The sequence below is a fragment of the Nocardia goodfellowii genome, from assembly GCF_017875645.1.
Taxonomy (GTDB): domain Bacteria; phylum Actinomycetota; class Actinomycetes; order Mycobacteriales; family Mycobacteriaceae; genus Nocardia; species Nocardia goodfellowii.
This window is the reverse complement of record NZ_JAGGMR010000001.1, coordinates 4,413,230-4,435,754: the sequence shown is the minus strand read 5'-3', so window position 1 is coordinate 4,435,754 and position 22,525 is coordinate 4,413,230. Positions and strand designations below refer to the sequence as shown.

The window sequence follows — 22,525 nt, the reverse complement described above, 5'->3', positions numbered from 1 at the left end:
GCCGTCGTCACCGTCGCACCGCGGCGATGTTGCCGGCATGCGCATCAGGCAGGTCTACCGCTCGCCCGAGTCCGGCCACCATGTCGTTCCAGCTATGGAATTCGGTGTTCCAGCCGAGATCGGTGAGCCATTGCTCGACATCGAAGTCCGAGACAGCCGGATCCGCCGCGGTAGACGATGCCGACTCACTCGCGACAAGACTCCGCAGATCTCGATACCGCGGGTTGTCGGGCTCAGCGATGTAGCGCCCCGCGCCGAAACGGCTTCCGGGCGCGGACAGTTCGGTGAGGGTCGCTACGACCTGCTGACTCCACTGCTGGGTCAAGAAGCCGAGCGTGCCCTCGTCCACCCAGTACGCCGGAATGTCGGTCCGGAAACCGCTGTCTAGCAGTTTGTCTCGCCAATTGCCACGCAGATCGGCGACGACGACGTGACGTGCACATGTCGGTGTCGCACCGGCACTGTCCAACACCATTTCCTTGAACGCGAACGTCTCAGGAAGGTCGATCTCGAAGACCGCCGTCTCAGCCGCCATGCTCATGCGGAAGGCGCGAGTGTCCAAACCCGCACCGAGCAGCACGATCTGGGCGATCCCGGCATTCAGCGCCTCGCGGACCCGGTCGTCGACCAAGCGCACCCCCACGGTGCGGCCCTCGTAGAACTCATCGGCCAACCTCAGCAGTTGTTCCCAGCGCTGCGCGGTGAACCCCCTACGGGCGGCATCGACGAACACCCGGGCCATCGGATCGTCATACAACCGATCCAGGCGTTCGGACTCACGTGCGCGGATGACAGCGACTCCGATCGCGGTCACCGCCACACCGTCGACCGGCACTCTCGGCGCAATCTCGGTCATGAACCCCTCCCGATTCAACTAACTTTACGACCGGCTAGCTATCTCCGCTGCGCCCCAAAGTAGGTGTCAATTAGCCTGTCGTCAAGCAAAAGAGAGGGATCGATGGACGGCCGCCGTAGCGACACCAGGGAACGGATTCGTTCCGTGGCAATGGAGTTGTTCGCCGAACGGGGCTACGAGAAGACCTCGTTGCGTGAGATCGCCGAGCGATTGGGCGTGACGAAAGCAGCTCTCTACTACCACTTCCGGACGAAGGAAGACATCGTCGCCAGCCTCTCGGAGGATCTCCGCCGCGGCGTCGACGAGATCGTCCGGTGGTCCCAGACCCAACCTCCGGGCCCGGTCCGCGCCGAACACATCCTCACCCGCTATGGAGCTCTGCTGCACGGCCTGGGCAAGGACATGATTCGGTTCTGGACCGAAAACCAGCCCACTTTCCGGGATCTCGGCGTGGGGACGAGCCTGCGCTACCAATTCCGGGTACTAGCGGACTTGATGGCCGGTCCCGACCCGGCACCGCTCGCGGTGTTCCATGCTCGTCAAGCACTGCTGGCGATCAGCTGGAGCTTGTCCATGATGGGCGATTTGGAACTCGGCGATGAGGAAAGCCGTGCGGCCGCGACCCGTATCGCACTCGATATCCTCGCGCGAATGTGAATCCGCCACTGCTGCAGACCGCGCGGGTCGCGGCATTTCACCGCGCTCTTCCCCGTGGCGCTGACCTGAGAGCGCGTGCTGTGAAAGTACCTGCCGCTCAATGGTTTCGGTTTGCTTGTGCTAGTCGACCGCCCGGTCGAGCCATTGGCCATTCGCCATAATGGTGCGTCCGGTGAACTCGTGGAAATCCGTTCCACGCTTGTATGCGTTGAGGCGCGTGGCAGAGGCAGTGGCCCGGGTTCGATGGTCGAGTTGTCGACGGTCATCGGTTGCCCTTGTCGAGTATGGCGGCGTGGTTAGGATGCGTGCATGCTCTCCGACACCGAGCTCGGCCATCTGCGGCGCTGCATCGAACTGGCCGCGGAAGCGCTTGCCGCCGGCGACAACCCCTTCGGATCGGTGCTGGTCTCGTCCTCGGGCGACCGGCTCGCCGAGGACCGCAACCGCGAAACCAGTCAGGCCGACCCCATGGCGCACCCCGAGATCGAGCTGGCCCGCTGGGCGGTCGCACGGCTCTCCCCCGCTGAGCGCGCAGGCGCCACCGTGTTCACCTCCGGTGAGCACTGCCCCATGTGCGCGGCCGCACATGCCCTGGCAGGTATCGGCCGGATCGTCTACGTCGCGTCATCAGCCCAATTCGCCCAGTGGCGAACAGAATTCGGTGCGCCGCAAGCACCGGTGACGGCCTTGCCGATCCAGCAGGTGGCACCGGGCGTGGTGGTCGAAGGCCCAGTTCCCGAGCTCACCGCGAATATCCGTGAACTGCATCGCCGGCGGCTCGGCACGGACCCACAAGGCCACGGGTAGCGACTTCAGGCTGCGACCAACAGCCGTTTCCCCCTGCCCCGCGCGACTTGGCGTCCACTACATAATCGGCGGAAGGATTCCCTAGAACTCGGTTCCTTGCCCGAGGACGCGGGTGAGCAGCGTGGCGAGATGATCTCGCTCGGTGGACGACAGGCCGTCGAGTAGGTCGTTTTGGACAACCGAGAGTGCTGCGTCCAGTTTTTCGAGTCTGCGTCGACCCGAACGGGTCAACGTGATCAGGTTGCGGCGTCGATCGCTGGGGTCCGGGGCGCGTGCGACGTGTCCTTGTTCGACCAGTTCGGCGAGCATGGCGTGCATATCGCTCTGATCGATTCCGCACCGTTGGCCGATCCGCACCTGGCTGTCAGGGCCGAATTCGTCGAGTGCGGCCAGGATCGCGAAGTGGTAGGCGCGGCCCCCGACCGCGGCCATCGCGTCGCCGATGAGCCGGTGCGCCCGCACAGCAGTCTTGCTGATCAGCCATGTCGGTTTACTGCGCAGGCGGGTGGGTGTTTCCTGCAGAGGCATGGACCGAAGTGTAGCCAAACTCTTGGTCCTCCCCAGGAATGTGGTTATCCTTGGGACGTCCAAGCTTGGTTGGACCCATAGATTTGAAGGTGGAGCATGTCACTCACTTCGGAGCAAGCGCGGACCGTCAGCACCCGGGTACGCGAACATGCCACCGCGCTCGGTGCGCGAGTGACGGTCGCGATCGTCGATGGCGGCGGGCATGTGCTGATTGTCGATCGAATGGACGGTGCGCCACCACTATCGGCGCGTATCGCCCCGGCGAAAGCGTCCAGCGTGGCGCTGTTCCAGCGCGACGGCGGTGAGTTGATGCGTATGCAGCAGACGTGGCCCGCACTGTTCGCGCAGCTGGATCAGGTTGCGGGCACACCCATCATCGCGGGTGCGGGTTCTCGGCTGATCCGGAGCGGCGATGTTGTGGTCGGCGCGATCGCGGTCAGCGGAGGCATCCCCGAACAAGACGACGCCTGCGCAGAGGCAGGCCTCGCGTCTCTCTCGCCCGCCGCGCCGGCATAGCGAGGCGCCGCCGGAGACCGTGCATGGACACGACCGCGCCGGCACCCGGGCACCACCATTGCGCATTCGTCAGCACGAGCACGCGTCGACGAGATCGCCTCGCGGCCAACCCATTCGCGCACAGAGGCATCAGGATGATTTCGGGAATCTTGCTGACGCCTGGATAACAGTGAGACACCCCAAGTGCGTCCGGCCACGCCGACTCGGGAACCGTTGTCACCCCTCACTCACACCCGCCCGACGTGGGGGGTCAATGCCCGGCGAGCCAGCGCCAACCACCGAAGTCGCTGTGGCTCTTCGACATCCACGGCGGGTGCCGAAGCCAGCAGCAGGATCACATCATCACCGGTGATATCGGGATACAGCGCATCCGCGCGGTGCGCCAGGGCCACCAACCGGTCAACGGCGGCACGCCCGCGCGTCTGCAACTTCAGGAAAGGCGCCTCAGCCACCTCGGCGGCGGCGAACCGGAAAAGGCGCTCTTGACTCATATCCAGCACCACGCTGCGCAGAAGTCCGATCAACTCTTCGACGGCCACGCCCGGATCGAGTTCGGCCCGCGCGAGAGCGGCGTCCAATGACTCGCCGATCGTAGACGAGAGCTCGTCCACGATCGCTTCTATCAGGTCCTTCTTGGTCGGGAAATGTCGATACAGAGTGCCCACCGCAACCCCCGCGGCGGCGGCGAGTTGATCCATTCCGACGCCGGGACCATGGCTGATCACCAGTTCGCGGGCAGCGCCGACAATCGCCTGGCGATTGCGTAGCGCGTCCGCGCGCTGGGGTCTGGCGTTCATCTGAGCCTCCTGGCCTCGCCTTGCAGACAACGTGAACTACTGGTTCACTTTAATGTGAACCACGCATTCATATTAGGAGTTCCCGTGCGCAAGTGGACTACAGCCGACATGCCCGACCTCACCGGAAGGGTCGCGGTGGTCACCGGAGCGAACACCGGCCTGGGTTTCGAAACCGCCATGGCACTGGCACAGCGAGGCGCCGAACTCGTGCTCGCCTGTCGTGATCAAGGTAAAGCCGAGGCCGCCACCGAACGCATCCGACGCCGAGCACCCGGCGCCGTGATCGGGACCGTCGAACTCGATCTGGCTTCCCTCGCCTCGGTCCACCGCGCTGCCACGATCATCGGCGCCTGTCACGACCGCATCGATCTACTGATCAACAACGCCGGTGTGACCGGACTGTCCGGAACCACTGAAGACGGCTTCGAGGCGCAGTTCGGTATCAACCACCTCGGGCACTTCGCACTGACCGGACTGCTCTGGTCCCGCATCACCGCCGCCGACTCGGCGAGAGTGGTCACCGTCAGCAGCATCGGCCACCGGTTCGGCCGCATCGATCCCGAGGATCCGGCCGCGCCGATCGGAAACGCTTACGGGAAATCGAAATTGGCGAATCTGCTGTTCACCTATGAACTCGATCGCCGTCTCGCCGATACCCCGGCGGTGGCGGTGGCCGCTCACCCCGGCGGGGCGAGTACCGACGTCTTCCGCTACTCGCCGGCGGCATTCCGGCTGCCGAACCTCGCCATCGCCCGGCTCTTCGGCCGGACACCGGCCATGGGTGCGCTACCGACGCTGCGAGCGGCAACCGATCCTACGGTCGTAGGCGGCGAATACTACGGTCCGTCAGGACTTTTCGGCATCGCAGGATATCCGGACCAGGCGCGATCGAGCGCCCACTCGCGTGACCCTCACCGGCAAAGGCGGCTGTGGGAGGTCTCCGAGCAGCTGACCGGAGTCAGTTATCCGGCGCAAGGGCGCTAACGATCGGGCTCTGCGGTTTCTGCCGGGGGCCTACGAGATCGAACCTGAATTTTCGGAGTTTTCCTGGTTCTTCGACAGGTCACTGACGATGGCCTCGCCATACAGGTCGACCAGTCCGAAGTCCCCGTCGGTGCCTGGATTCGCACCGGCCGACAGCGATCCCGAAACCAACTGCGCCGAATACACCGCGACGGGCGCGCCGCTCTCGTCGACGGCGGTGATGCTCGCGGGCAACAGAGTTCCCTCTCCCGCAACGAGAGTGGGCACCCCATTCGCCTCGCGCAGGCTCAGCGTGGCGAGGCCCTCGCGCCGGTCTACGCCCGGCTCCGGCGTCGCGTCCACCCTGGGTGCGAGTTGCTCTTCAGACAAGATAGTGACCTCCTCCAGGCCGATCAGCTGCCGGCCTGGACAGGTTCTTCCCTTTTAGACTGCGGCGAAACCCAGGACAGCCCAAGGGATTTGCCGACGGCCTCCCGCCGAGCGACGTGCCAGGCGCCGCCAGTGCTCACCAGACGCGAGCCCCTGGGTTGTCGAATGCTTGGGCAACAGGGTGTCCTCGTAGCAGTGCAGGCAAATAGTGAGGCCGTTGCGATCGTAAGGTGCAAAGCGAACGGGCGCGACACGCCCGTCCGGTCGGCTGGGTAGCTGGCGGATTTCACCCACGACACGGCATCCGGGCCGTCGATGAGGCTTTCTTCAGGATCGGGGCACTGGCGAAGCGGACGGGATCGACTGCGTGTAGCCCGCACTCACGCATAGGGGTCGGTGATCTCACGCAGACGAGTCGAGATGGTACGCAGCTGGGCCATCTGCCGCGCGCTCAGCGATCTGCTGACTCGCGGATCAGCCGGAGGAGTCGCTGGGATGACAACGGAGACAACGGAAGTCCGCGCTGAGGGCAGTGGGTCGATCAGGCGTTCCAGACGATCGAAGGGTTGTCGGTGGGCTCTGCCACCATGACCCATATGGCGACAACCGATCCCCTGGCACCATTTCAGTGGCTCGATGCAGCCGAGAGCCGAGCGGACCCGCTGGGCGAGATCTTCAGCGTCGGCTTCTTCCGAAACCTGGACCCGTCGGAGGTGGTGCGGCGCTTCAGCAAAGGCGACGACTCCGGCCAGGAGTCGGACTTCGCAGAGCTCAACGACAGGATGGTCGAGTTCCTCGGCAAGACCGGCGGCGGGGACGGCGGCGGTCATGTGGGCGTGTTGCGGGCCGGTGCATGGAGTGTGGCCATCGAACCGGTCGGGTGGTGGATGACCGACCGCAAGGCGCTGGCGGAACTATCGAGAGAGTGTGAGGTCCTGGCGATCACCATCCACGGCTACGCCGAGCACAGCCTCGAGTACGCGATCGACGGGACGATCGTGACCGGCCACCGACTGGAGCACCCGCATGACCGTTGGGGTAGCGACCCCGACCGGCTCAACGACTACATGCGCGAGCTGGGCATGGAGTTGGAGCCGGAAGACGAGAGCGACTCCGACGCCTGGGACATCAGCTACAGCAGCCCCGCGCCGAGAGCCTTCGCCCTGGCGGCCAAGGTCACCGGAGTGTCGTTCACGGCAGACATGCTGGACCAGTCCATGCTCATCGGACCTATCGCCTACCGATGGACACCGCCCCACCACACCACCGCTTGACCCGGTGCGCTTTTCGGAAACGGCCTTCCGCCGATGCCTGCACGGTACGGGCCGAACTCCGTCCCCCGCCTCGCACACCAGTTCGCTGTGCTGAGAAGGACATGCTCATGCGACGAACAGCTTTCAGCTCTAGTCGACCGTCGAACAATCCCGAATCGACCGATTCGGTCACCGCGCCACGCGGCAATACAGCCGGTTGATTCGTAGCTCGGTAGCGCCGCGCCGAACACTCGGCAGGGCGGTGCGGACACGGCGGCTGCTGCCCCCCGAAACCATGGCGCTCGCTTTAACGTCTATGGCTTGGATGGAACGCGTAACCAGCCGAATCCACCCGACGCGTCTGACCGGGCCGAGACAGGAGACGAATATGGCTCGCGGAATCGCCGCATACGTTCGACTGATCGCAGTCGTGTTCGCGACAGCGGTTCTCACGGGCGCTGTCCTCGCCACCCCTGCGCGTGCCAGCGACCACACGGAATGGAAAAGGTGCGTCAACAACGCGCTGAGTGAACGACGCGATACCAAGAAGTGCGACAAGGACTACCCCGCCGAGTCCAGCGAAGACGCGACCTACCGTCGCTACTTCTACGAGTGCATCGACCGCGGTGGTCGAGAGGGGTGCCTGCTGGATTGAACCTCTGCTCCACGGTCGAAGCCGGGCAGCCCGAGTGGCGAATGGCCGGGGTCCACGCTGCGGCTGAAGCGGTGCACCGCCTCCGACGGGTCGAGCCCGCGGAAGCAGGCTACGGTGCGGATCTCGCCCAGCGGGCAGTGACCGCCGTGGAGCCTGGAATGGAGCCAAGGGACCGCGCGACACTGACGGCACTATCGGGTGTTCCGAGATCGGCTGGCAGCCAACGGCTACGGCTCACTTGCTCGCCCGGAACGCGACAGCTGCGAACGTTCTCGAACGGCTGCTCACGGCAGCAGTAAAGGATTTGCGAAGACAACCGCGGCCGCCGTGATGGTGGGACTCGTTCGACCTCAGCCGTCGAGGGAGGGACGTTCGGCAGTACCGCAAGCCGGAACGGGTAGAGGCACCGCGCGCATCGAGTTATACCGGTGCGCCCGTGTCTCGGCGCACTCCCACATAGCGCAAGCCGCGCATCAACAACGGCAGCAGCAACACCATTGATAACAGTCGCACGCTCTGGACAGTCGTGATGAGCGGCATGTTCGCGCCCATTTCCTCCGCGGTCGCCAAGACCGCATTGATGCCGCCAGGGGTGGTCGCCAGATAGAGGTCCGACAACTCGAGATCGACCAGCAAGGCCAGACCGTAGGCGAGTCCGGCGGCCGCGGCGGAGAGTATGGCGATGGCCACCGCCATACTCGGAATCATCTTGGCCATTTCCAGGATCACCGTTTTGGTGAACTTGGTTCCGACCTCGAAACCGATGAGGACGAACAGCAGTTCCTTGAACAAGTTTGTCGGCGCGTAGCCGTGGCTGATGCCCACCGCGGTGAGCGCGGCGGTGATCAGCATCGGGCCGATCAAAGCCGGACTCGGCAATCCGAGGCGCTTGCCGAGTCGGATGCCGATGAAGCAGAGCATCACCGCGATCGACAGTCCGGCGACTTGATCACCTCGACCGACGATCATCCACTCCGGCAGATCGGGATTGGTGACGCCCGCGCCGAGTACCACGTCGCCGGCGGATGCGGTGATGCTCGCGATCCGGTCCTCGTCATCGAGCAATGCGGCGACCGCGGGCGCGCTGAGCGCGACGAGGGCGACGCGGAGGTACTGCATGAACGCCACCCGCCTCGGGTCCGCGTCCAATTCGTGTGCACAGGCGACCACCGCGGCCGAACCACCGGCGAGCAGGCCGAGTGTGGCGGTCGGCAGTTCCACCTTGGCCGCCCGCGCGAACACCCATGCCACCAGCACGCTTACCACCAGCGTGGCGGCGGTGATGCCGAGCACCGGCAGCAGTGCGAGCCCGATCGTGGACAGCAGCGATACTTCCAGATAGCTGCCCATCAACACACCAAGCATCGCCTGCGCACCCACCGAGACCTCACCCGGTAGCGGCGCGGGCAGCCGCCCGGCCGCCGCCAGTACGCCGCCGACCACAATGGCCAGGATCATCTGTGGCGCGGGAAAGCCCCACCGGTCCAGCAGTTTGGCCGCAGCGAGCACCGCGACCAGTAGAACCACCCATCCGATCACTTGGCATCGGCTCATGAGTCAATGCTCACCGTCGCTGATGAACGGACCGTAACGACCCAGTTATCTAGCGACAGACGCTGTCGTCCGCGATGCAAACACGATTCCCCCTGATGGAAGCCGAGAACACCGCCGACCCGCCAGCGCCGGAATCACCGCTGGCGCATTCCAGCAGACTGATCCGGAGTTTCGGACCGTGGGCTCACCCGCAAGGCCTGCGGTCCCTTCGACCCCACCCTGATATCGAAGTTGACCAGCTGCCCTTCCCGGATCTCCCCGTCACCGTCCTGGGCCAGGAAATCCGAGCCCTCGACCAGGAGATCAGCCCCACCTTCATCGGGAATGACGAAACCGAAATCCCGGTCGCTGTTGAACCACTTCACCGTGCCCGCTGCCTGCGTCATGACGAATGCCCTTTCCTCGAATGGTCACAGGGGTTTCGTCCAGTCAAGCGAAGCGGTTTGGTCCGAATCGGGCACCAGGCGGTCGCGGGGCCCGGTTCGGTCAGGAGCGCAGCGCGTTGAAGCGTTGTTCGGCTTCGTCGATCAGTGCGATCTGCTCGATGATCTCACCGGGGCTGGAATCACCTGCCACTTTCTGCAGGAGCGGAGTGTGGTCGAGGATGGCATCGCGGAGCCGGCGCAGTGGCCGCGGGGTGTGGTGGAACAGTTGCCCGAGGTAGTACGCCTGGTTCGATTGCCGCGCGGTGTGCGGTTTACGGGGTTTCTCGTACCGGGCCAGGGCCGCTGTCACGGCGTCGTGCTCGGTCAGGTCCACACCGGCCAGGGTGCGGCCGATGAAATAGCCGTCCTCAGTGGCCATTCCGGCGCCGTAGGCGGCATACGGGGAGGTCGGGTGGGCGGCGTCGCCGGCCAGCGTGACCCGGCCCGAGGACCATCGGCCGATGGGTTTGCGATCGCGAATCGGCCAGCGCTGCATATTGCCTGGATCGGTCGCATCGATCAGCGTCGTCAGCGGGGCACCGAATTCGGCGGCCAGCATTCTTGCTCTGGCCCCGATGTTTTGGGTGAACTCGGCGTCGGCGTCGGCGTCGTGTGCTTCGAGTACCCACCATTGGTATCCGTACTCGCCGCGGTAGAGCATGCCGCTCCAGGTGCCCTGGACGGTGCGGCTGTGGTTGAGGATGTTCTCGTTGTATTCGACGCCGTCGATCTTTTTGCCGAGGACGAATCCGGCGAGGACGTGCAGATTGTGCTCACGCTTGGGGGAATCACCCCACAGAGTGCGGCGGACCAGGGAATCGATACCGTCCGCGCCGACCAGTACATCCGCTTCTTCGATGGCGCCGTCGGACATGTGCAGGCGGACACCGCTACGGTCCTGTTCGAAACTCGTGACACCGCGGTCGAATTGGATGACGCCTTCGGGCAGGGTCGCGAGCATGCGCTCGTAGAGCTCACGGCGCAGCAGTCCGATATAGCCGCCGTGGTAGTCGCGGACGATGTCGTCGGGGAGTTGGATCCGGGCCCGTCTCTTTCCCCGGTGGCTGCGGAACTCGGTGAAGCAGCCGGCGCCGAGCCCGGCGGTGTCGACGCCCATCAGCCCGAGCGCTTTGATCGGCGCGGGCCATAGGTTGAGGATATTTCCCGCTACGCGCGCATGCGGGTAACGCTCGAACACGGTGACCTCGTGGCCCGTTTGACGCACCGACAGCGCGGTCGCCATTCCCGCCGGCCCCCCACCGATCACCGCGACCCTGCCGTTCTTCGTTGATTGCCGGGCCATTCGGGCCTCTCTTTCCATAACTCCTGGCCGATCCCAGAGCTGTTGCAGCACAGACTCTTCGGATAAATGTCGGCCGGTATCGGTGACTGTGCGCCGGCGTCCGACCGACTCGATGTGGGTCCGCGTCGCCCGCCATCGGATTTCCTGGACGGCGGTCGCACCGGCGTTACGCGGATCACTCGCACAAACCGAAGTGAACACTTCGGTTACGGACAATCTTGTGCTCCGTGTCACCATTTGTCAATGGCCTCCCGCAAATCCCCCGATATGCCGGAACGCGATACGGCAACCCCGGAACTTCCCGAGACCCTCGCGATCAGGCAGCCGCGGCAAAAGCGCAGCCGCGAAGCATGGCAGCGGGTGCTGGATGCCGGAATCACGCTGCTGGAGTCCGCCGGCTACAGCGGCTTCACGATCGCGGCGCTCAGTGAAACGTCCGGTATCAATCCGCGGGCCATCTATGAGCGCGCCGCGAGCAAAGAAGCCTTGTTCCTGGCCGTCTACGAACACAAGATGACGCAAATGGCAGCCGACCGGGACCACTTGTTCCGGCAGACGCGGGAGCCGGGCCTACCGCCCGGGGAAATGATCAGCCGGGCAGTCGCCGCCGTGCTGCTCCTGTTCGAGCGAAACGCCGAGTTCCTCCGGCCGGTTATCGCCATCGCACCCGAGCATCGCGTGGTCTTCGAGCGAGGCAAACGGCATACCGCCCTGCTCGGAGATATGTTCGTCGCCGCGCTGGAGCGCACCGGACTACTCACCGGCGACCCGATACCGGCGCGGCAAGCCTTTCGCGCCGTGTACGCGATGGCCGTGCTGCATACGATGCAGGGTGCGGACTTCATCAGCCCGGCACCCACACTCGACGAGCAGATCGCGCACTCGGCGACGATGGTCGAAAGATACCTACGGGCCGGGTGATCCGGCGATCGACCCCGACCCCGTGCCCGCATCGGAACGGTCGATCAGGACTTGGGCAGCCCGATCCGGACCGGATGAATCGGTCCGGTGTCTTCGTCACGGATTTCACGGCAGACCTGGTGGATCGACTCACGGAGCCAGGTGCCGGCGGGGTCGGTGGTGTGCAGAGGATGCCAGAACATGGCCTCCACGATCGGTATCTCGAGGTCCGCCTGGAATTCGACGACGGTCACCGCCAGCCCGGTGGCCAATCGGGTGGCCAGCAGGCGAGGGACCAGTGCGACGAGGTCGGTGCCTTCGACGAGGAACGGCAGGATCTGCCAGCCCGATACCCGAGCGGCCACCACGGGGGCGATACCGGCGTCGGCGAGGAACTGCATGGGCGGTGTCGTCACGCCGGGGCCGAACTCGCCGGCGGCGTGCGGCACGGCGGCGAGGTCGGCAAGGGTCAGTTCGGCGCGCTCGAGCAATGGGTTGCCGCTGTCCATGACGGCGACGAATTCGTCGCGGAACAACTGCCGGTAGCTGCCGCCGAAATCGAATCCCATCGGTCCGACGACGATATCCACCTGGCCGAATACTTCGAGGCCGAGGTCGATCCCGGCGGTAGGGACGATTTCCACCGATACGTGGGGCGCCTGCTGGGCGATCAGCCGGCGCAACGGCCGGACCACGACCGTGGTCGCGTAGTCGGAGGCGGCGAGGACGAAGGTTCGGTCGGTGTCGGCGGGATCGAACTCCGACCGCATCTGCATCGCGTCCTGCACTCGCGCCAGAGCCTCCTGGACAGCCGGCGCGAGACTACGGGCGAACGCGGTCAAGGTGTACTCCCGTCCGGCACGGACCAGGAGTTCGTCGTCGAAATGCCGGCGCAGCCGGGCCAGTGCCGCACTCATCGCCGATTGGCTCAGGTGCACCCGTTCGGCGGCGCGAGAGACGTTGCGCAGTTCGAGCAGCGCGTGCAGATGCGGCAGCAGGTTCAAGTCGACTTCCTTCACCGGCACTCCTCCGCCCTGGCCGCCATCGCGCGCATCCTGTCCTCCGAAACCCTACGTGACCAGGTCCTCCGGGTCTCCGATGTCCGGTAGCAGTGCCGCGGCGTTGCCGGACAGTACGGCCCGCACGACCGCTTCGGGCAGGCCCGCGGCGCGTACCGCGGCGACGGGGTCGTCGGTTCCCATATCGAAGGGGAAATCCGAACCGAGGAGCACACGCGTGGGACCGGCCACCCGGATCAGCTCCGTGAGCTGCCCGCTGTCGTGGGTGAGCGAGTCGAACCAGAGCCGCCGCAGGTAGGTCGACGGCGGGTGCTGGCACCCGCGGGCTTCGGGCCGGACCCGCCAGGCATGGTCGGAGCGCCCGATGGTCGTCGGAAGGTAACCACCGCCGTGCGCGGCAACCACGCGCAGACCGGGGTAGCGATCGAGGACTCCGCCGAAGACCAAGTGCGACAGTGCTACCGCGTTCTCCGCGGGCTGGGACACGGTGTTGGCCAGATAGAACCGGTCGAGTCGTTCGTCGAGGGAGCACCCGAACGGATGGAGGAAAACGACCGCGCCGGCCGACTCGGCGGCAGCCCAGAACGGGTTCAGCGCCGGATCGGACAGTTCCACGGTGCCGGCTTGCCCGCCCGTAGCAGAGGCACCGAAGGACCCGATCTCCACGCCCAGCAGTCCGCGGCCGAGTGCGTCGTCGAGGGCGGGAACCATCCGTTCGGGGTGCTGTAGCGGGGCGACACCCAGTCCCCGGAGCCGGCCGGGGGCCCGGCCGACCAGCTCACCGATGGCCGTGTTCACCCGCTGGGCGACATCGATTGCCTGGTCCGGTCCGAGGAACGGGTAGTAGTGGGACGGTGACGGAGACACCAGCTGGACGTCGACTCGGGCAGCCTCCATCGCGGTCAGGCGGGTGGGCAGGTCGGTCAGGAGTTGCCATCGTTCGCCGATCATCCGGCCCGAGGCGGCGAGGGATTCGGGTCCGTTTCGGCGGGCGTCGAGAGCCTTGGCGGCAGCCAGGCCCTCGGGGTCGAGTTCGGCGACGTAGGCTTCGACGGCCGGAAGCAGCGCGTGCGCGTGCACGTCGACGATCGGGCCCCTCACGCCGGTTCCTTCACCATATGGGAGACACGCTGGATGACTTCGGCCATGTCGCCGCGGTGGCCGTCGACCATCCACTGCACCAACTGGGTGGAGGATTCGACCACGGTCTTGACTCGTTCGAACCGGCGTTCCTGGAATCGGGTGAATACGGCATCGAGCGGTGCGTCGCCGGCGAACAGTTCCTCGACGAGCACCGCGGCGTCTTCCAGCGCCATGGCCGCGCCCTGGGCGATCGTCGGCGGGCAGTTGTGGATGGCGTCCCCGATCAGGACCACCCGGTCGCGATGCCAGAGGCCCTCAACGAGATGGGTCGTGAACCAGGTGTAGTTGGCCGGGGTGTTCGCATCGATCGAATCGGCGATCTGTTTCCACGGACCGCCGTAGCCGGCCGCGAGTTCCTTGAAGATCAGCGGTCCCTGAGCGTTGTCTCGGACATGGGCGTCCTCGACAATGTAGGCGTAGATCGAGTCGTCGCCGGTGGGGCAATATCCGGCGACGTGGTGCGGGCCGCCGTAGATGAGGTCGGTGCGCACGACGTCGCTGGGACGCGGGACCACTACCCGCCAGGCACCGACCCCGGTGGGACGCGGGGTGACATCGATACCGAGCAGACCGCGGCAGGGAGAGTTGACGCCGTCGGCGGCGATCAGCAGATTGTAGGACCTGCGCTCCCCGGACGCGGTGACCGCGGTCGCGGTGTTCCCGGACGAGTCGATGCCCACCACGTCGGCGCCGTATCGGATCCGGCCGCCGGCCGCGTCGAGGCGGTCGCGCAGGATCGCGGCGAGTTCTGGCCGCCGCATTCCCACGGTCGCCGGAAGGTCGTCCCCGCCGGTCCGCACGTCGTTCATGACAACCAGGACGGTGGCTTCGGCGTCGGGTGCGCGCAGGCCGACGGTGTCGAAGGAGTATCCCTGCGATGCGATCCGGTCCCAGACGCCGAGCTGCCGCAGGATGCGTAGCGCGTTGCCTTGCAGCGTGATTCCGGAACCGGCCGATCGCGGGCCGTCGGCGCGTTCGAGAATTTCGACATCGATACCGCGGTCGGCCAGCAGGATACCCGCCGACATTCCGGCGATACCGGCGCCGATGATTCCTACCTTCTTCATTGAGGGCATGGGGCGGAGGCCTTTCTAGCTTGTCTTCGTTGTCACACGACGGCGATGGGATTGACCGGTGACCCGACCGCGCCGGTCACCGGTAGCGGCGCGGCAACGAGGAACGCCTCGTATCGGCCGGTGCGCGAGCAATGTTCGGCGAGGTCATCGAGGTCCCACATTTCGCCGATGTAGAGACCCATATGGGGAATGACGATCTGGTGCAGTGGCTGGAAGGCGCCGTGCAACTCGGTGGGCCGCACTTCGAATCCCCAAGTGTCGGTGGCGATTGCCGCGATCTCCCGATCGTGCAGCCAGGGCGCCGAGCGGAACGACAGGCCGGGCGCGGCGCCACCGGCGTAATCACCCCACCCTTCGCGCCGGGTGCGGCTGTACTGGCCGGTGCGTACGAGCAGGATGTCACCGCGGCCCACCTGGGCCGAGGCTCCCTGCTGGTCGATGATGCGGTCGAGCAGCTCGGGGGTGAGCGCGAACCCGTCCGGCAGCTCGGGATGTTCGAGGCCGAGTTCACCGGCGAGGGCGCGGCCGGCGTCGAGGAGTACGGCTCGGCCCACGATCCGGTCGGCGGCGGTTTCGATGCCGGTGACCTGGTCGCCTTCGGAGGTGACAACGGCTCCGGCGCGGCGCCCGTTCCAGGCGCGGCCGTGGTCGAAGATATGGCCGAGCCCATCCCACTGGGTCGAGCACTGCAGCGGCATGGCGATCACATCGTCGGCCCCGCCCATGCCGAAGGGGAAGCCCTGGTCACCGAATTCGGCGTCCAGACCGGTGTCGGTCATGGTGTGGACGGGGTTGGTTCGCCGCCGCCATCCTTTCTGCGGGCCTTCGGCGTTGAAAGGCTGTGCCAGCGAGAAGGTTCGGCCTGTGGTGACGAGCTGGGCCGCCCGGATCCGCGCGCCCTCGTCGAGGAAGTTGAGGGTGCCGTGGACGTCGTCGGCACCCCAGCGACCCCAGTTGCTGCACCGGTGGGCCATCGCCTCGATCGTGGCGGCCGGATTGTCCGGGTCGAAGACCGGTGCGGTGGCCGTGGGGTTTTCGGAGGTCATGCTGTGGCCTTCTTTCCTGGTGCCGCCTGGCAGGTGTTGCGGAGGGTGCCGATCCCGCTGATGGATGCCGCCATCACGTCGCCCGGAGTGAGCCAGCGTTGCCACTTTCCGCCGTTGCCCGCCGGGCTGCCGGTGAGGATGAGGTCGCCCGGCAGCAAGGGAGTGACAGCGGAGGCCTGGGCGATGAGGGTCGGCACGTCGAAGAGCATGTTGGCGGCCCGGTCGTGTTGCATGCGTTCGCCGTTGAGGCGGAATTCGATTTCGAGGTCCCGATAGTCGCCGAGGTTGTCGGCCGGGATCACGAACGGCCCCACGGGCAAGAATGTGGGCCGGTTCTTCGCGCGCAGCCAGTCCCCGCCGAGGGGCCGGTGTTCGGCGGGGAATTGCAGATCGCGGGCGCTGACATCGTTGGCGACGGTGTAGCCGGCGACGAAGTCGAGGGCGTCGGCGCGCGTGACGTTGTCGGCGACGGCCCCGATGACGACGACTAGTTCGGCCTCCCAATCGATCTGGTCGGATTCGGGAACGAGCAGGACGTCGTCGTCGGCGCCGCACATCGCCGAGGCCAGGCCGGTGAAGAAGAACGGGCTGCCCGTCCGGGCTCGCTCGTCCATCATCGCCGCGGCCGCGGCCTCGAGCTCCGCATCGGTGCGGGTGTCGTCAGCGGCTTTGCCCGAGATGATGATCTCGGCGACGTGGCTGCGGTAGTTCGCTCCCGCCTGGAAGATGTGGCGCGGTTGTACCGGGGGCAGAATACGGAGCCGCGCCAACGGCGTACCGTCGACGCCCGCGCGCGCGGCGATGTCGGGTAGCGCGGTGCGCACGGTATCCCAGGCGTCGAAGATATCCGCGGTGGTGACGATCCCGGGCCCCAATTGCTCCGGTGCGAGCTCCACCACCCGGTCACCCGCGACCACTCCGGCGAACGTTCGCGTGCCGTCGGCGAAGGTCCCCAGTCCGTAGCCTTCGACCACCCGGTTCATGCGCGTGCCCGATCGCCGGCCGGGGCCGAGATGGCGACGGCGCCCGCGTATTCGATCCGGTCGCCGAGCTGGGCTTCGATCTGCAGCAGCCGATTCCATTTCGCGGTGCGTTCGGAACGCATGGTGGAGCCGACCTTGATCTGACCGGTCCGCCAGCCCAGTGCCAGATCAGCCGGCCACGCGTCTTCTGTTTCTCCCGACCGCGCCGACAGCACGGTGCGGTAGCCGTTGTCCTGCGCCAGCCGCACCACCGTGTGGGCGTCGGAGAGGGTGCCGGTCTGATTGGGTTTGACGAGCACGGCGTTGGCGGCCTTGTCCCGAATACCGCGACGCAGCCGTTCGGGGTCGGTGACGAAGAAGTCGTCCCCGAGCAGTTGCCGGTGGCCGAGCCGTTCGGTCGCCCGCGCCCATCCCGTCCAATCGTCCTCGCCGAGTGCGTCTTCCAAGGAGATGATCGGGTAGCGCTCGCACCAATCGGCGAGCTCGTCGATCAGTTCGGCCGCACTCAGCCGGCGATCACCCTCGGCGGCCAGGACATAGTGCCCGTCCTGGGCGAGGAACTGGGTGGCGGCGATATCGACCGCGATCCCGATATCCGAGCCGGGTCGCAGACCAGCGCGCTCGATGCCGGCGACCACCATGTCCAGCGCGGCCCGGTTGGTCGGCAGTACGGGTCCGAGCCCGCCTTCGTCGGCGACCAGCGCGACCGAATGACCGCGCTCTGCCAGCACGTCCGCGGTGCCCTGGCGGACCCGCGCGCTGTATTCGATGGCCTCGGAAAAGGATTGCGCCCCGACCGGGACGGCCAGGAAGTCCTGCACATCGATCGAGCGGCCGGCATGAGCGCCACCGGAGATGATGTTGACCATCGGCAGCGGCAGCAGCGGGTCGTCCCCCGCTGCCGCGACCAGCCGGTAGAGCGGGATGCGCTGGGCGTCGGCGGCGGCCAGTGCGGTCGAGACCGATACCGCCAGCACGGCATTCGCACCGACCGCACCCAGGTCCGGGGTTCCGTCGGCGGCCCGCAGCGCGGCATCTACCGCCACACGGTCGAGAGCATCGAGGCCGCGCACGGAGTCGGCGAGGATCGTGGTGGCGTTAGCAACGGCGCGTCGCACGCCCTGCCCGGAGTAACGGGTGCCGCCGTCGCGCAGCTCGCGCGCTTCGTGGCGGCCGGTCGAGGCCCCGGAGGGGACGTAGGCCTGCCCGCGCGCACCGCCGGCGAGCAGCACCTCGCACCCCACCGTGGGTTTGCCGCGTGAGTCGAGTCCTTCCCAGGCGGTGATATCGCGGATAGCGGTGTCGGTCATACGAGAAGCCTCCAAGCGTCCGGTAGTGAATGAGGGGGATCGCCGAGCAACCGGCGGCCGAGCGAGCGGGCGGCCACCTGTGCCGGTTCGTCGAGGTAGTCGACGGGGCTGCGGCCGTCCACGCGGGCCAGCACGAGACAGCCGGTTTGGCGGATCAGCTGGGCCACCGACTCCGGATCGGTGCGATTCCAGGCGTCGAGAAAGGTCGCGGCCGCCGCACGGTAACGGTCGCTGTAGTCGGGTCGGCGGATACTCTTGAGCAGCAGATGGCCGATGATCCAGGCCGGATCGAAGGTGGGGTCGCCCAGATGGGCGACTTCCCAGTCGATGACCCACAGCTCGGCGTCGGAGTCGCCGACGAGCACGTTCTTCGGTGAATAGTCCCCGTGCACAAGGCATTCGGTGGTTTCCGCCATGACCGCGATGGTGCGGTCGATCTGCGGTGCGAGGTCGGGATATCGCCCGCGGATCTGCTGGTGAAACGGATCGACCCGCAGTTGTTCGAACGCGGTCCGCGACCCGAACTCACTCCGCAGCCGGTCGACCCGGCCGGCAGTGTTCCGTTGTAGTTCCGCCAGGAACTCACCGAGCCGGGCCGCGACGTGAACATCGATTACCCCGGCCATCAGGTCGGCCTTCCAGGTGTGCCAGTGGTCGGGTGCCCGGCCGATCACGAGGAAACCGTCGGACAGATCCAGCACGGGTGGCACTGATTCCGGCGCGACCGTCGCGGCCAGACGCAGCGCGCGGCCCTCGGTGATCAGCCGGCCCACATCGGCTTCCCACTCCTGCCGGACCCGTAGCCGGCTCAGGGCTCGTTTGACCACAACGTCGACACCCTGACCGGTAACCGCGACAACATCGTTGGAGACGCCGCCGGTGAGCGCGCGCACAGCCAGTCCGGTCTCCGGAGCAGCGAGACCCCTGGCGCGCAAATGCGCGGTGACCGTATCGGTCAGGTCGGCGTACTCGGTGCTCATCACGCCAGCTCCGGTGTGCGCAGCGCCGGGGAGGTGAGTACTTCCGGATTGACGATCGAGTCCGGTCGGCGACCGGCGAGCACGTCGAGGACGTGCTGGGCCGCGGCCCGCGAAAGATCGGCCGTCGACCCGTCGGAACTGAACGCATAGTGCGGGGTCAGTACGGCGTTGTCCATCCTCCGCAGGGCATGGTCGGCGGGTAGTGGTTCGGGTTCGGTGACGTCGAGACCCGCACCTGCCAAACGGCCTTCCGAAAGCGCCGCGGTCAGTGCGGCGGTATCGACCAGGCCGCCGCGCGAGGTGTTGAGCAGCAGCGCTGTGGGTTTCATGAGCCCGAGCTCACGTGCGCCGATCAAGTGGCGCGTGGCCGCGTTCAACGGCAGATGCAGCGAGACGACATCAGCGGCGGTGAGCAGTTCGTCGAGAGAACTCACCGCGGTGGCACCCTCGACCTCGCCGCCGCGGCGGCGCAGTGCCAGCACATCCATACCCAGCGCCGCCACCCGGGGAATCAGCGCGGAACCGATCGCACCCACACCGATGATGCCGAAGGTCTTGCCGCGCAAACGAATCGGCACCGGGGCGAACCCGCGATTCCAGCTGCCCGCCGCGGTGTCGGCAGCGAACGACACCAACCGCCGTGCCAGCGCCAACAGCAGCATCAGTGTGTGATCGGCGACTTCGTCGACGCAGTACACCGGCACATTCGTCACCACGATGCCCAGCTCACCGGCCCGCGCCACGTCGATGTTGTCCACACCCACGCCGAATCGCGCCACGGTCCGGCAGCGCGGCGCATTGTCGAGCACCGCGGCGGGGACCTTCGCGAAGCAAGTGGCGATAGCGTCGACATCCGCGGCCAGAGCGGCCAGCGTTGCCGGATCAGTGGACTCCGCGACCACCATCTCGACCCCGGCCGTGTCGAACACCGCACGCTCGACATCGACGGTGGCCGCGGGATGATCGGTGATCAGCACCCGGTAGTTCATGCCTGCCTCCACGCGCGGATCGGCCGCACCGCAGCGGCCTCGACGATGCGGTTGCGGGTCTCGCCGAGGACATCGACGGTTGTGGTGACCACATCACCCGGCCGCAGCGCCGGACGCACGTCACGACCGTGCCTGCCCCACAACTCGGCCAGGCATCCACTGCGGCAGGTTCCCGATCCCAGCAGATCGCCCGGCCGGATCTCGGTGCCTCGCGAGGCGTACGCGGCCAGCGCCGGGAAACTCCATGCCATGTGATCTAGCGTGTCCACGCCGACCGTCTCCCCGTTGACCGCGACCTCCATCCGCAGGTCGAAGGACGGACCTGAGGCCCGGTCGGCGAGTTCGTCGGCGGTGACGAAGAACTGACCGAGCGCCGTCGCGGTGTCCTTGCCCTTCGCCGGCCCCAAACGCAGCCGCATTTCCTGGAACTGGACGTCTCGGGCGGAAAAGTCGTTGATCACCACATATCCGGCGATGTGCTCGGCCGCCTCCTCGACGCTCGAGTCACGGCCGACCGTGCCGACCACCGCGCCGACCTCGAGTTCGAAATCGAAATCCGTGCAGCCCGGTGCGATCGGCACGTCCGCATACGGTCCGGTGATGGCATAAGGGTTGGAGAAATAGAACGTCGGGATCTCCCAGAATTCCGCGGGCACGGTGGCGTTCGGGTCGAGCAACTTCACCACTCCCGCCGTATGGTCCGGAAATGTCGAGAAGTCCCGGAACGTCGGCGGATTCAACGGTGCCAGCAGCACCGCCTCGTCCAGGCGGGTCACCGTCTTCCGCCGCGCCAGGGCTCGGTCGGCGACATCGTGGACTCGGCCACGATCACCGAGCAGAGCCACCAGCTCGGTCTCCGGTTCGAGGTCGACCAGCAGGTCACCCTCCGCGAGCACTGCCAGGATCGGCCCATCGTCGGTCTGCCGACGTGCGATCTTCACTCCGTTACTCCTTCACTACGCAACGACACCGGATGTGGCGAGCCGGGTCAGCCGTGGCCGGGGGTCGCGTAGGGATTGAGCAGCTCGGCTTTCATCTCCTCGGACGCTCCTTCCTCCGTCGCCGTGAAGCCCTCGGCAAACGGGAAGGACTCGGTCATCGAATGCGGCATGGCGCCGTTGCGGTAGAGGTTGTTCGAGCCTTCGGACGGCTTCCAGGTATGCGGTTCCCAGTCCGGTACGTAGTTGCGATATCCGCCTGAATTCAGTTCGACACGCATGGAACTCGGCTCGCGGAAGTACAAGAAGTTCTGTTCCCCGATGCCGTGGATGGAAGGCCCGTACTCCATGGCGGTACCGCGCTCCATCAGCACATCCGCGCACACGAGCAGTTCCTGATAGGTATCGACCCAGAACGCGACATGGTTGATCCGACCGGCCCGGTCCGAGGTATCGAGAACCACCCCGAGATCGTGTGACTTCTCGTTGGTCGACAGCACACCGAAAACCGTGATGGGCGCTTCCTCCAGATCGGTGAAAGCCATCGTGCGGAAGCCCAGCGCTTCGGAATACCAGGCGCAGAAGCCACGTACATCGGTCGCCGCGATCGTGACGTGATCGAGGAACCTAGGCGCCCCGGCATGCGCGGAACGCTTTTCCGGCCGGTCCGGGTAGATGGACTCGAATTCCGGTTCCGCCGTGAACTTTTCCACGTCGTAGAACAGGCGCATCGGGTGACCGTAGGGCCCCGTGAACTCGTAGGCTCGGCCGAATCCGAACGCACCGGTCGTCCACTCCCCCGTGATTCCGGCGCCTTCGATACGTTCGGCGGCCTGCTCGAGCGCCTCTGCACTGGTCGTCCGCCACGCCATCCGCTGCAACGCCGGTTCGGCACCCTCGACGAGGACCAGGCTGTAGCTGTAGTAATCACCCCAGCAACGGAGATACACACGACCATCGACCTCATGGATAGCCCGCATCCCGAACTGCTCGACATAAAAACGTGCCGACGCGGCGATGTCCGGGGTGGTGATTTCGACATGACTCAGGTGAGACAGCAGGTGAGGCACAATTCTGTCCTTATCGACGGTTCGACTGACTGTGGTGCGAGTCACCAGTCTCAGGGCAGCCGACCCAAAGGGGAACAGGGTCTCACGGATACCAACTATTCACCCGATGGATAGTTCAGGTTCGGCCATCCCCGCCGGGCAATAGGCCGGCGGGGATTCGGCGATTATTTCCGGCCGTGCCGACCAGGGGCAGCGCTACCGCTGTATTCCCCGAGATCCGAGACCAGCTTCGTCAGTTCCGGGTCGCTGCTGTAGCGGCGCTGGTGCATCATCGGCTCCCGGTTGTCCGGCCGCGCAACGACTTCGGCTGCGCTGCCCGGCTTCGAGCCGGCCGGACTGTCCGATCAGGAAGCGCGCCGACTCCTGA

At 66.2% G+C, this 22,525-nt stretch carries 24 protein-coding genes; 7 read left to right on the top strand and 17 right to left on the bottom strand.

What is annotated here, in order from left to right; genetic code table 11:
• Positions 1-7: 7 nt before the first annotated feature.
• Positions 8-856, bottom strand: coding sequence for an SAM-dependent methyltransferase (locus BJ987_RS20340; protein ID WP_209892434.1), 849 nt, complete (start codon positions 854-856; stop codon positions 8-10).
• 150 nt (positions 857-1,006) lie between these two features.
• Here BJ987_RS20340 and BJ987_RS20335 point away from each other — a divergent pair, with 150 nt between their 5' ends.
• Entirely contained in the window at positions 1,007-1,513 is a 507-nt protein-coding gene (locus tag BJ987_RS20335; protein WP_245367303.1) for a TetR/AcrR family transcriptional regulator, read from the top strand.
• Between the two features lie 309 nt (positions 1,514-1,822).
• Complete coding sequence (locus BJ987_RS20330) at positions 1,823-2,320, top strand: nucleoside deaminase (protein ID WP_209892428.1); 498 nt, start codon at positions 1,823-1,825, stop codon at positions 2,318-2,320.
• Between the two features lie 81 nt (positions 2,321-2,401).
• Here the strand turns inward: BJ987_RS20330 and BJ987_RS20325 are convergent, their stop codons facing one another.
• Positions 2,402-2,848: a MarR family winged helix-turn-helix transcriptional regulator gene (locus tag BJ987_RS20325; RefSeq protein WP_209892425.1), complete on the bottom strand. Its 447-nt coding sequence runs from the start codon at positions 2,846-2,848 to the stop codon at positions 2,402-2,404.
• A gap of 96 nt (positions 2,849-2,944) precedes the next feature.
• On the opposite strand from BJ987_RS20325, the gene BJ987_RS20320 reads away from it, so the two are divergent.
• A complete protein-coding gene (locus BJ987_RS20320) occupies positions 2,945-3,364 on the top strand; it encodes a GlcG/HbpS family heme-binding protein (protein ID WP_209892422.1) in 420 nt (139 codons plus the stop codon).
• A gap of 227 nt (positions 3,365-3,591) precedes the next feature.
• Here the strand turns inward: BJ987_RS20320 and BJ987_RS20315 are convergent, their stop codons facing one another.
• Positions 3,592-4,161, bottom strand: a complete 570-nt coding sequence (locus tag BJ987_RS20315) for a TetR/AcrR family transcriptional regulator (protein WP_209892419.1) — start codon at positions 4,159-4,161, stop codon at positions 3,592-3,594.
• Positions 4,162-4,245: 84 nt separating this feature from the next.
• Here BJ987_RS20315 and BJ987_RS20310 point away from each other — a divergent pair, with 84 nt between their 5' ends.
• Positions 4,246-5,145, top strand: a complete 900-nt coding sequence (locus tag BJ987_RS20310; RefSeq protein ID WP_209892416.1) for an oxidoreductase — start codon at positions 4,246-4,248, stop codon at positions 5,143-5,145.
• A 30-nt stretch (positions 5,146-5,175) separates the two neighbouring features.
• Here the strand turns inward: BJ987_RS20310 and BJ987_RS20305 are convergent, their stop codons facing one another.
• Positions 5,176-5,514 (bottom strand): hypothetical protein, encoded by a 339-nt coding sequence (locus BJ987_RS20305; RefSeq protein ID WP_209892413.1) that lies wholly within the window; start codon positions 5,512-5,514, stop codon positions 5,176-5,178.
• 596 nt (positions 5,515-6,110) lie between these two features.
• On the opposite strand from BJ987_RS20305, the gene BJ987_RS20300 reads away from it, so the two are divergent.
• The gene (locus BJ987_RS20300) at positions 6,111-6,788 is read left to right on the top strand and encodes a DUF6461 domain-containing protein (protein WP_209892410.1); all 678 of its coding nucleotides are present in this window, start codon (positions 6,111-6,113) and stop codon (positions 6,786-6,788) included.
• A gap of 367 nt (positions 6,789-7,155) precedes the next feature.
• Complete coding sequence (locus BJ987_RS20295; RefSeq protein ID WP_209892408.1) at positions 7,156-7,422, top strand: hypothetical protein; 267 nt, start codon at positions 7,156-7,158, stop codon at positions 7,420-7,422.
• 420 nt (positions 7,423-7,842) lie between these two features.
• Here the strand turns inward: BJ987_RS20295 and BJ987_RS20290 are convergent, their stop codons facing one another.
• From BJ987_RS20290 to BJ987_RS20280, 3 genes are all read right to left on the bottom strand, one after another.
• Positions 7,843-8,976: an AbrB family transcriptional regulator gene (locus BJ987_RS20290; RefSeq protein WP_209892405.1), complete on the bottom strand. Its 1,134-nt coding sequence runs from the start codon at positions 8,974-8,976 to the stop codon at positions 7,843-7,845.
• Positions 8,977-9,110: 134 nt separating this feature from the next.
• Positions 9,111-9,362 (bottom strand): cold-shock protein, encoded by a 252-nt coding sequence (locus tag BJ987_RS20285; protein ID WP_209892402.1) that lies wholly within the window; start codon positions 9,360-9,362, stop codon positions 9,111-9,113.
• Between the two features lie 100 nt (positions 9,363-9,462).
• Positions 9,463-10,704, bottom strand: coding sequence for an FAD-dependent oxidoreductase (locus BJ987_RS20280; protein WP_209892398.1), 1,242 nt, complete (start codon positions 10,702-10,704; stop codon positions 9,463-9,465).
• Positions 10,705-10,947: 243 nt separating this feature from the next.
• On the opposite strand from BJ987_RS20280, the gene BJ987_RS20275 reads away from it, so the two are divergent.
• Entirely contained in the window at positions 10,948-11,625 is a 678-nt protein-coding gene (locus BJ987_RS20275) for a TetR/AcrR family transcriptional regulator (RefSeq protein ID WP_209892395.1), read from the top strand.
• 44 nt (positions 11,626-11,669) lie between these two features.
• On the opposite strand, the gene BJ987_RS20270 is transcribed toward BJ987_RS20275, so the two are convergent.
• From BJ987_RS20270 to BJ987_RS20225, 10 genes are read right to left on the bottom strand one after another with little or no spacing between them, the layout of a single operon-like run.
• Entirely contained in the window at positions 11,670-12,623 is a 954-nt protein-coding gene (locus BJ987_RS20270; protein WP_307869690.1) for a LysR family transcriptional regulator, read from the bottom strand.
• Positions 12,624-12,674: 51 nt separating this feature from the next.
• Positions 12,675-13,724, bottom strand: coding sequence for an amidohydrolase family protein (locus BJ987_RS20265; RefSeq protein WP_209892390.1), 1,050 nt, complete (start codon positions 13,722-13,724; stop codon positions 12,675-12,677).
• A complete protein-coding gene (locus BJ987_RS20260; protein WP_209892387.1) occupies positions 13,721-14,833 on the bottom strand; it encodes an FAD-dependent monooxygenase in 1,113 nt (370 codons plus the stop codon). Before BJ987_RS20260 ends, BJ987_RS20265 begins: the two co-directional genes overlap by 4 nt.
• A gap of 41 nt (positions 14,834-14,874) precedes the next feature.
• A complete protein-coding gene (locus BJ987_RS20255; RefSeq protein ID WP_209892386.1) occupies positions 14,875-15,888 on the bottom strand; it encodes a cyclase family protein in 1,014 nt (337 codons plus the stop codon).
• On the bottom strand, positions 15,885-16,871 hold the full coding sequence (locus tag BJ987_RS20250) for a fumarylacetoacetate hydrolase family protein (protein WP_209892383.1): 987 nt from the start codon (positions 16,869-16,871) through the stop codon (positions 15,885-15,887). The genes BJ987_RS20255 and BJ987_RS20250 overlap by 4 nt, the downstream gene beginning before the upstream one ends.
• Positions 16,868-18,181, bottom strand: coding sequence for a phosphopyruvate hydratase (gene eno / locus BJ987_RS20245; RefSeq protein ID WP_209892380.1), 1,314 nt, complete (start codon positions 18,179-18,181; stop codon positions 16,868-16,870). Before eno ends, BJ987_RS20250 begins: the two co-directional genes overlap by 4 nt.
• Positions 18,178-19,161: a phosphotransferase family protein gene (locus BJ987_RS20240; RefSeq protein ID WP_209892377.1), complete on the bottom strand. Its 984-nt coding sequence runs from the start codon at positions 19,159-19,161 to the stop codon at positions 18,178-18,180. Before BJ987_RS20240 ends, eno begins: the two co-directional genes overlap by 4 nt.
• The gene (locus tag BJ987_RS20235; protein WP_209892374.1) at positions 19,161-20,150 is read right to left on the bottom strand and encodes a C-terminal binding protein; all 990 of its coding nucleotides are present in this window, start codon (positions 20,148-20,150) and stop codon (positions 19,161-19,163) included. The genes BJ987_RS20240 and BJ987_RS20235 overlap by 1 nt, the downstream gene beginning before the upstream one ends.
• Complete coding sequence (locus tag BJ987_RS20230) at positions 20,147-21,091, bottom strand: fumarylacetoacetate hydrolase family protein (protein ID WP_307869689.1); 945 nt, start codon at positions 21,089-21,091, stop codon at positions 20,147-20,149. Before BJ987_RS20230 ends, BJ987_RS20235 begins: the two co-directional genes overlap by 4 nt.
• 47 nt (positions 21,092-21,138) lie before the next feature.
• Positions 21,139-22,158, bottom strand: coding sequence for a VOC family protein (locus BJ987_RS20225; protein ID WP_209892371.1), 1,020 nt, complete (start codon positions 22,156-22,158; stop codon positions 21,139-21,141).
• Positions 22,159-22,525 lie beyond the last annotated feature (367 nt).

Coding starts and splice junctions, on each gene's coding strand:
- BJ987_RS20315 (WP_209892419.1), bottom strand. CDS start 4,161: ATGAACGCCAGACCCCAGCGCGCGGACGCGCTACGCAATCGCCAGGCG.
- BJ987_RS20300 (WP_209892410.1), top strand. CDS start 6,111: ATGGCGACAACCGATCCCCTGGCACCATTTCAGTGGCTCGATGCAGCC.
- BJ987_RS20255 (WP_209892386.1), bottom strand. CDS start 15,888: ATGACCTCCGAAAACCCCACGGCCACCGCACCGGTCTTCGACCCGGAC.
- BJ987_RS20240 (WP_209892377.1), bottom strand. CDS start 19,161: ATGAGCACCGAGTACGCCGACCTGACCGATACGGTCACCGCGCATTTG.
- BJ987_RS20325 (WP_209892425.1), bottom strand. CDS start 2,848: ATGCCTCTGCAGGAAACACCCACCCGCCTGCGCAGTAAACCGACATGG.
- BJ987_RS20275 (WP_209892395.1), top strand. CDS start 10,948: ATGGCCTCCCGCAAATCCCCCGATATGCCGGAACGCGATACGGCAACC.
- BJ987_RS20260 (WP_209892387.1), bottom strand. CDS start 14,833: ATGAAGAAGGTAGGAATCATCGGCGCCGGTATCGCCGGAATGTCGGCG.
- BJ987_RS20250 (WP_209892383.1), bottom strand. CDS start 16,871: ATGAACCGGGTGGTCGAAGGCTACGGACTGGGGACCTTCGCCGACGGC.
- BJ987_RS20330 (WP_209892428.1), top strand. CDS start 1,823: ATGCTCTCCGACACCGAGCTCGGCCATCTGCGGCGCTGCATCGAACTG.
- BJ987_RS20290 (WP_209892405.1), bottom strand. CDS start 8,976: ATGAGCCGATGCCAAGTGATCGGATGGGTGGTTCTACTGGTCGCGGTG.
- BJ987_RS20340 (WP_209892434.1), bottom strand. CDS start 856: ATGACCGAGATTGCGCCGAGAGTGCCGGTCGACGGTGTGGCGGTGACC.
- BJ987_RS20320 (WP_209892422.1), top strand. CDS start 2,945: ATGTCACTCACTTCGGAGCAAGCGCGGACCGTCAGCACCCGGGTACGC.
- BJ987_RS20280 (WP_209892398.1), bottom strand. CDS start 10,704: ATGGCCCGGCAATCAACGAAGAACGGCAGGGTCGCGGTGATCGGTGGG.
- BJ987_RS20285 (WP_209892402.1), bottom strand. CDS start 9,362: ATGACGCAGGCAGCGGGCACGGTGAAGTGGTTCAACAGCGACCGGGAT.
- BJ987_RS20335 (WP_245367303.1), top strand. CDS start 1,007: ATGGAGTTGTTCGCCGAACGGGGCTACGAGAAGACCTCGTTGCGTGAG.
- eno (WP_209892380.1), bottom strand. CDS start 18,181: ATGACCGACACCGCTATCCGCGATATCACCGCCTGGGAAGGACTCGAC.
- BJ987_RS20295 (WP_209892408.1), top strand. CDS start 7,156: ATGGCTCGCGGAATCGCCGCATACGTTCGACTGATCGCAGTCGTGTTC.
- BJ987_RS20235 (WP_209892374.1), bottom strand. CDS start 20,150: ATGAACTACCGGGTGCTGATCACCGATCATCCCGCGGCCACCGTCGAT.